Source organism: Clostridium sp. RTP31139st1_H3_RTP31139_211217 (assembly GCF_040227035.1).
Taxonomy (GTDB): domain Bacteria; phylum Bacillota; class Clostridia; order Clostridiales; family Clostridiaceae; genus Clostridium; species Clostridium saudiense.
Genome location: NZ_JBCOAB010000081.1, coordinates 1 through 7,481, shown reverse-complemented (window position 1 = coordinate 7,481; position 7,481 = coordinate 1). Strand labels below are relative to the sequence as shown.

General features: G+C 27.2%; 8 protein-coding genes and 1 tRNA gene. 7 read left to right on the top strand and 2 right to left on the bottom strand.

The genetic code is table 11. The features are described 5' to 3' along the window. Positions 1-99: 99 nt before the first annotated feature. The 5 genes from ABUA17_RS18075 (at position 100) to ABUA17_RS18055 (ending at position 5,158) form a co-directional block, all read left to right on the top strand. On the top strand, positions 100-576 hold the full coding sequence (locus ABUA17_RS18075) for a VanZ family protein (RefSeq protein ID WP_042402877.1): 477 nt from the start codon (positions 100-102) through the stop codon (positions 574-576). A gap of 338 nt (positions 577-914) precedes the next feature. Then, entirely contained in the window at positions 915-3,002 is a 2,088-nt protein-coding gene (gene fusA, locus ABUA17_RS18070) for an elongation factor G (RefSeq protein ID WP_195951861.1), read from the top strand. Between the two features lie 164 nt (positions 3,003-3,166). Then, the gene (locus ABUA17_RS18065; RefSeq protein WP_042402871.1) at positions 3,167-3,403 is read left to right on the top strand and encodes a hypothetical protein; all 237 of its coding nucleotides are present in this window, start codon (positions 3,167-3,169) and stop codon (positions 3,401-3,403) included. Between the two features lie 109 nt (positions 3,404-3,512). Continuing rightward, the gene (locus tag ABUA17_RS18060) at positions 3,513-4,019 is read left to right on the top strand and encodes a CinA family protein (RefSeq protein WP_042402868.1); all 507 of its coding nucleotides are present in this window, start codon (positions 3,513-3,515) and stop codon (positions 4,017-4,019) included. Between the two features lie 182 nt (positions 4,020-4,201). Continuing rightward, the gene (locus tag ABUA17_RS18055; RefSeq protein WP_042402865.1) at positions 4,202-5,158 is read left to right on the top strand and encodes a CPBP family intramembrane glutamic endopeptidase; all 957 of its coding nucleotides are present in this window, start codon (positions 4,202-4,204) and stop codon (positions 5,156-5,158) included. Between the two features lie 63 nt (positions 5,159-5,221). Here the strand turns inward: ABUA17_RS18055 and ABUA17_RS18050 are convergent, their stop codons facing one another. Further along, the gene (locus ABUA17_RS18050; protein WP_242858810.1) at positions 5,222-5,659 is read right to left on the bottom strand and encodes an SH3 domain-containing protein; all 438 of its coding nucleotides are present in this window, start codon (positions 5,657-5,659) and stop codon (positions 5,222-5,224) included. A gap of 141 nt (positions 5,660-5,800) precedes the next feature. Here ABUA17_RS18050 and ABUA17_RS18045 point away from each other — a divergent pair. Continuing rightward, a tRNA-Phe gene (locus ABUA17_RS18045) sits at positions 5,801-5,876 on the top strand. Positions 5,877-6,138: 262 nt separating this feature from the next. Beyond that, positions 6,139-6,345: a hypothetical protein gene (locus ABUA17_RS18040; RefSeq protein ID WP_042402863.1), complete on the top strand. Its 207-nt coding sequence runs from the start codon at positions 6,139-6,141 to the stop codon at positions 6,343-6,345. 54 nt (positions 6,346-6,399) lie between these two features. On the opposite strand, the gene ABUA17_RS18035 is transcribed toward ABUA17_RS18040, so the two are convergent. Further along, positions 6,400-7,077 carry a uracil-DNA glycosylase gene (locus ABUA17_RS18035; protein ID WP_042402861.1) on the bottom strand — a complete coding sequence of 226 codons (678 nt, stop codon included), beginning with the start codon at positions 7,075-7,077 and terminating at the stop codon, positions 6,400-6,402. Positions 7,078-7,481: the final 404 nt, after the last annotated feature.

Genomic DNA, 7,481 nt, shown 5'->3' with positions numbered 1-7,481 from the left:
GGGTATTATTTAGTCTCGCAAACTTATTGTATTTCCTTAGGTTGAGAAGAGCAATGTTCATATAACTTAACAGATCGTAAAATATAATAGGGAGAAAATATGAAAAACAAAGGAATAATAATGAATTGGATATTATTAATAGCTTGGATGATATTAATATTTGCAATGTCCAATCAACCAGCGGATATATCTAATAAGCAAAGTGATTTATTTATAAATATTCTTGCGTTTATAGGGATTGATTTAAATAGTGCTTTAGGTTCAATAGCATCATTTATTGTCAGAAAGGCAGCACATTTCACGGAGTATTTTATATTGTATTGGTTAGCAGTTTCAGTATTTAAAAATTATATTGAAACAAAGAAAGCAAGAATGTATTCTTTAGCTATAGTATTGGGATATGCAATTACAGATGAAGTTCATCAGTATTTTATACCTGGACGAGCAATGGCTTTAAGAGATGTAATTATTGATTTTTCAGGCGGATTATTTGGCTGTTTTATAGATTGGCTATTGTGCAGATTTAAAAATAAAAAAAAGAATAAAAATAGTTCATCAGGGATTGTTGCTAAATAATTGCAATAATCCTTTTTTTATAAGTTTATAAAAATACAATTATTAAAAACCATTTGAATATAAATAAAAAAGATTACACCTATTTAACTAAATATAGATAACAATAAGAAAAAATATGTTAATATGTCAAATTTAAAAGTTACTATAATAATTTTAAGTAATTGCTAGAAGCTTAAAGAGAATAGAAGAATATGAAATATGTACTATTTAGTTGATTAAATTCATAAAGATTAAGTATAACTTTAAATAATAATAGACAATAAAAGTGACAATTAATCAATCTATATAAAGAAAGGTGGGTGAGGGATAATACTACATTATAGTATTATCAATAAATTATGAAAGAATATAATTATAAAAACCTTAGGAATGTAGGATTAATAGGACATGGAGCAACAGGAAAGACATCTCTAGCCGAATCATTATTATTTTATACAAATAATATAGATAGACTTGGAAAAGTTGAAGATGGTACTACTGTAATGGATTATGAACAAGAAGAGAAAAAAAGAAAAATATCATTATCTACATCAGTGGCTTCATTTGAAGACAGTAACGTTAAGATTAATATAGTTGATATGCCAGGATACTTTGATTTTCAGGGAGAAATGGCTCAAGGAATGAGAGCTGTTGATATAGCAACTATCGTAGTATGTGCAGCATCTGGTATTCAAGTAGGTACTGAAAAAGCATGGGACTATTGTGAAAAGATTAAATTGCCAAGAGCATTTTTTGTTAATAAGATGGATAGAGAAAATGCTAATTTTGATAAAGTTTTAGATCAAATGAAAGAAATGTTTGGAACTAGTGTTGTTCCTATTCAATATCCAATAGGAAAAGAAAGTGATTTTAATGGAATTATAAATGTAATTTCAAAGACAGCATTAGTATATAATGCTAAAACTTCAAAAATGGAGACTTCAGAAATTCCAGAGGATTTAAAAGATAAAGTTGAAGAATGCAAGCAAATGGTAATGGAAGCTGTTGCTGAAACAGATGAAGAACTATTAGATAAGTATTTAAATGATGGTGAATTATGTGATGAAGATATATATAATGGATTAATAAAGGGTTGTGCTAATGGTGATATAGCACCAGTTTTATGTGGTAGCGCTATAAAGATGATTGGGATTAAATCAATGATTAATAGTATAATTAAATGTTTTCCATCACCAGAGCACTCACTTCCACAAAAGGCAATTAATTTAAGTAACGATGAAGAGGTTTTCATAAATATTGATGATGATAAACCATTTTCTGCTTTTGTTTTTAAGACTATTGCTGATCCATTTGTAGGCAAAATATCATTGTTTAGAGTAATGACTGGAAAGATAAGTGGAGAAATGACTGCATTAAATACTAATAAAGATAAGCAGGAAAAACTAAACCATTTATTCTTTATGAAAGGTAAAAATCAAATTCCTACACAAGTTATTTCAGCTGGAGATATAGGGGCAGTAGCAAAATTACAATATACAGCAACTGGAGATACATTATGTAGTGATAAGTTAAAAATTATGTATGATAAAATTAACTTACCGAATGCAGTAATGCCTATGGCTATATTACCAAAGTCTAAGGGAGATGAAGAGAAGATATCTCTATCATTATCAAAGTTGATGGAAGAAGATCCTGTATTTAAGGTTGAACGAGATGTTGAAAATGCAGAAACTATAATTTGGGGATTAGGAGAAACACACCTTGAAGTAATAGCTAATAGAATTAAGAGTAAATTTGGGGCAGATGTAGTATTACAAGAACCAAAGGTACCTTATAGAGAAACTATTAAAGGTAGTTCAGATGTACAAGGAAAACATAAGAAACAATCAGGTGGACATGGGCAATATGGTGATGTAAAGATTAAATTTGAACCAAGACAAGATGGGGAATTAGATTTAGAATTTGTAGATAAGGTGGTAGGAGGAGCTGTTCCTAGAAACTTTATACCTGCAGTTGAAAAGGGATTAAGAGATTGTATATCTAATGGGGTTTTAGCTGGATATCCAGTAATAGGACTTAAGGCAACATTATATGATGGTTCTTATCATCCAGTTGATTCTTCAGAGATGGCATTTAAGGTAGCGGCATCAATAGCATATAAAAAGGGATTAGAAGCAGCTCAACCTATTTTACTTGAGCCAATTATGAGTGTTCAAATATTAGTACCTGATAATTATATGGGAGATGTAATGGGAGATATTAATAAGAGAAGAGGTAGAGTAATAGGAATGGAACCAGAAGGAAGAGCACAAAAAATATATGCAGAAGTACCTATGAGCGAAATGTTTACTTATGCAACAGACTTAAGATCTATGACACAAGCAAGAGGAGTCTTTACAAGTGAATTTTTAAGATATGATGAAGTACCTGCAAATGAGGTAAATAAGATTTTAGATGAAACAAAAAAAATGAGGGCAGAAGCATAGCAAAAGAAAATATTTATAGGCCATATCAAAATCGATATGGCTTATTTTTATAAAAAATAAAATATGTAGAATAAAATTGATAAAAGATGCATAAAATAAGGACAGTTAAGAGATATTATATATAATAATATGGGGTATGAGAGAAGTAATAGGAGGGTAAAGCAATGCCAGACTATAAAATGGATATTAGAGGGAAACTAGGACTTAGTGAATATAGTGATATCTATGATTATATGGGGATAGTAGATAAAAATGATAATTTTACTATAACAGTAGATCAGTCAAATAGGCAACATGTAAATATTATTACCTCCATGTTAAAAGAAAGTAATTTTTCTATATTAGAAGAGGGAATAAATAATTTAGGGGATTATTATATTAGTGCCAATAAATATAAGTAAAAATCTCTAAAGTGCTTAGCTTTAGAGATTTTTATTTAAAAAATATTTATGTAAATGTAGAAAATAATGGTTTATAATTGTAGTTAGAAATTATTTTGAGGTGAGTTAAATGAATATACAGGGTAATAATGAAAGTTCTATAGAAAATATTATAGGAAATATTTTATGTAATAATAATTTAACTATATCTACAGCAGAATCTTGTACTGGTGGATTAGTTGCAGCAAAATTAATATCATATGCAGGAATATCTAGTTCATTCTTAGAAGGGGCAGTTACTTATTCAAATGAAGCAAAAATTAAAAGGCTTGGAGTAAAAAAGGATACTTTAGAGAAATATGGTGCAGTAAGTGAAGAAACAGCAAGAGAGATGGCTGAAGGGATTGCTAAGGAAAGTTCATCAAATGCATCAATTGCAACAACTGGGATAGCTGGTCCAGGTGGTGGAACTAAAGAAAAACCTGTAGGTTTAGTTTATATAGCTGTACATTTGAATGGAAAGACAAAAGTTGATAAATGTAATTTTGATGGAAATAGAAATGAAATAAGAAATTTAGCCACAAATTATGCAATTAATATGATGATAAAAGAACTTAAAGATAATAATTATAGATAATTTAGATAACGAAAAATAATCCCAATAATATTATCTAATACATTAAAGGGATTATTTTTGTATATAAATAAAATGGGGGAGAGGCGATTAACTATGAAGTTTAAAACTTCATTTATATTATTGTCATCATTTAAATTTAATATACATTAAGTAAATAAAATTTTTAGTAAAAGGAGAAATTTATGAAAAAGGTTGCTAGGGCCAATACATACTTTTTAATAATTATATTATTACAGCTGTTTTTGCCTGTATCAAAAATATTCAGTTTATTCAATATAACAGATGTTAGGTTAATGCTTTTTATAAGTCATACAATTACATTTATCGTTCCAGCGATAATATATTTAATAGTTACTAAGCAATCACCAAAGGATGTATTAAAATTAAACAAGCTATATTTTAAAGATGCACTTTTAATTATATTGCTTGCATTTGTATGCCAACCTATAATGACATTTTTTTCTTTAATATCACAATTCTTTTTTGAAAATGAAATAGGTAACTTTATGACAGAAATAGTTAATTCACCGTATATTATCTTGTTGCTTTTAGTAGCAGTGTTACCTGCGATAACGGAAGAAATAACTATACGTGGAGTAGTATTATCGGGATATAAAAATAAAAATATATATTTGTCTTCAATGATAACAGGATTATTATTTGGAATAATGCATTTAGATCCACAACAGTTTTTATATGCAACAGTTTTAGGTGTTGTGCTAGCTTTAGTTGTTAGAATAACAAATACAATATTTGCTTCTTCATTAATTCATTTTTTGATTAACGGAACGTCAATAACTATACAAAAAGTAATAAGCTTATTTCCACAAAGTGATTCAGTAATGGAACAAGCTTCAGAAATAAGTATAAAAAGTTTACCGATTGGAGAAAAATTAGCAATGGCTGGCACATATGGTGTAATAGCATTAGCTTTTGGAATAGTAGCTTTTTTTATACTTAAAAAATTAGCAGATTTGAATATTAGAAGAGGAATAATAGATAAAGAAGAGATGAGTGTAAGATATTGCAATAGTGATGAGAAAATATTTAATATTCAGTTTAGCTTTATTATAATACTTTATTTAATATTTATGTTGAGAGTGCCGATTATTAGATTTATTATAAGTTTAATTATGTAATATATAATAAGAGTCTATGTAATGAATGACTATTAATAGCTTTTAAATTACATAGACTTTTTATTATTTGAAATTAGTTGATATGTCTTGAGATGTAGGGCAAATAAAAGAAAAATCATTTTTATTAATCCACCCGCGACAGTTATAAGGAGTATCAATAGGTAAACTTACATAAAACCAAGTTTCGTTGCTTACAATGGCACTATCCAATATTTTAACCTCCATCTTAACATTCAATGTTTTAAGTTTTGGTGAATCAGTGGTTGGTGCTAGAAATATAATAGATTCATTATTTGCTATTGCGGTTGTTATTGATGGTCGAATAAATTGAACATCGAGATATTTTGTTTTTGCAATAGAATTTCTATATTCATTTCTAATACTATTAAATTGAGAAGTAGTTCTTCGTATCCGATCTTTGGCTACATTTAGCTTATTTTCATAATAAAAATACATAAATATAATAATTAATATTAATACTAAAAATATAATGTATTTCAAAGTTACCTCCAGAATAATTGTTATATAATATATTTATATTTAGAGGGTTATAAAAAATTACTACTAAAAAATATACTTATAGTTTATTTAGTAAAAAGTATTTGACATAATATAAAAAATATTGTATATTAAAGTTGTTAAGGCTCGATAGCTCAGTCGGTAGAGCAGAGGACTGAAAATCCTCGTGTCCCTGGTTCGATTCCTGGTCGAGCCACCAGGTAAGTAACTTACTAATATAGTAAGTTGCTTTTTTTTTATTCTCATAAATTTAAGAATAAATACAAAAATAAAAGGATATAATTAATTATTTAATAAGTTTTTGTAGAATGCTATAAAAAGTATAAAATAACTCTTTACATAAAATGTTATAAAGAGTAAAATAAATTTATAGTAAATTCATTTATTGTTAAGTTTAAATTAAGATATATTTAATAATTTAATTATATAATTTAATTATAAAGAATAAGGAGGATATGCAGATGGTAGAAAAGATAATGCTTTCAGATAAGGATTATGAATATTTAACTAAAGGAATAGCAAGTGGAGTTGGTATAGGAACAATTATTGGAATGCTACTACAAGATATAATACTTGGATTTGCAGCAGGTGGAGTTATTGGTATTATATTATCATTTGTATATTCTTATTATAGAAAAGCAAAGTCACATAAAAAACAAAGTTGCTGAAATAGATTAAGATGAAAAAGTTAGATTCATTATAAAAATGATCTAACTTTTTATTTATATATTTTCTATTTGCCAATCAATAGGTTTTTTATTAACAGATATAAGAAATTGATTAATTTTTGAAAATGGTTTACTTCCAAAGAAACCTCTTGAGGCAGATAATGGGCTAGGGTGTACTGAAGAGAGAATTAGATGTTTATCATTAGTTATTAATTTTTTCTTACTAATAGCATTATTTCCCCATAGTAAAAAAACAACAGGATCATCTTTTTCATTAACTAAAGATATTATTTTATCCGTGAAAATTTCCCAACCTTTATTTTTATGAGAATTAGCCTCTCCAGCTCTTACTGTAAGTGAAGTATTTAATAAAAGTACGCCTTGATCAGCCCATTTTTTTAAATAGCCATTATTAGGAATATAGCATCCTAAATCTGAGTTAAGTTCTTTATATATATTTAATAATGAGGGAGGGATTCTTACACCTGGATTTACAGAAAAACTTAATCCATGGGCTTGATTAGGTCCATGATAGGGATCTTGACCTAGAATAACAACTTTCACATCTTCATAAGAAGTATAATGTAAGGCATTAAATATATCATATTTATCAGGATATATTGTTTTTGTATTATATTCATTTTTTAAAAATTCTCTCAAAGTTAAATAATATTCTTTTGAAAATTCATCTTTTAAAAGTTCATTCCAATCATTTTTTAATATTTGTTTCATTTTAATCACCTCTATGTAAGTATATTTTAATCAATAAGTTATAAATTTTAGATAATTATAGCACAAACGTTACCTAGTATATCAATAGTAGAAAAATAAAGAAAAAGAAAGAAAAAGCATATAAAATTAGAATTATTTGAATAAAATAATGAAAAAATGAAAATTATAATAAATAAATAGTGTTAAGATAAAACACGTCGCTGATGACAAATCAAACAAATGAGTTGATTGCAGAAGCGAATGATACTTATCATATCGATGATAAATGTCAAAAAAACTTTTGAAAAAAAAGTTGTTGACATAAAATTAAAGAAATGATAAGATAAGGAAGTCGCTTGAGGGCGACGGAGTAAATGGTCTTTGAAAATTGAACAGAATATAGTTAAAGTAAACCAGCAATTCTT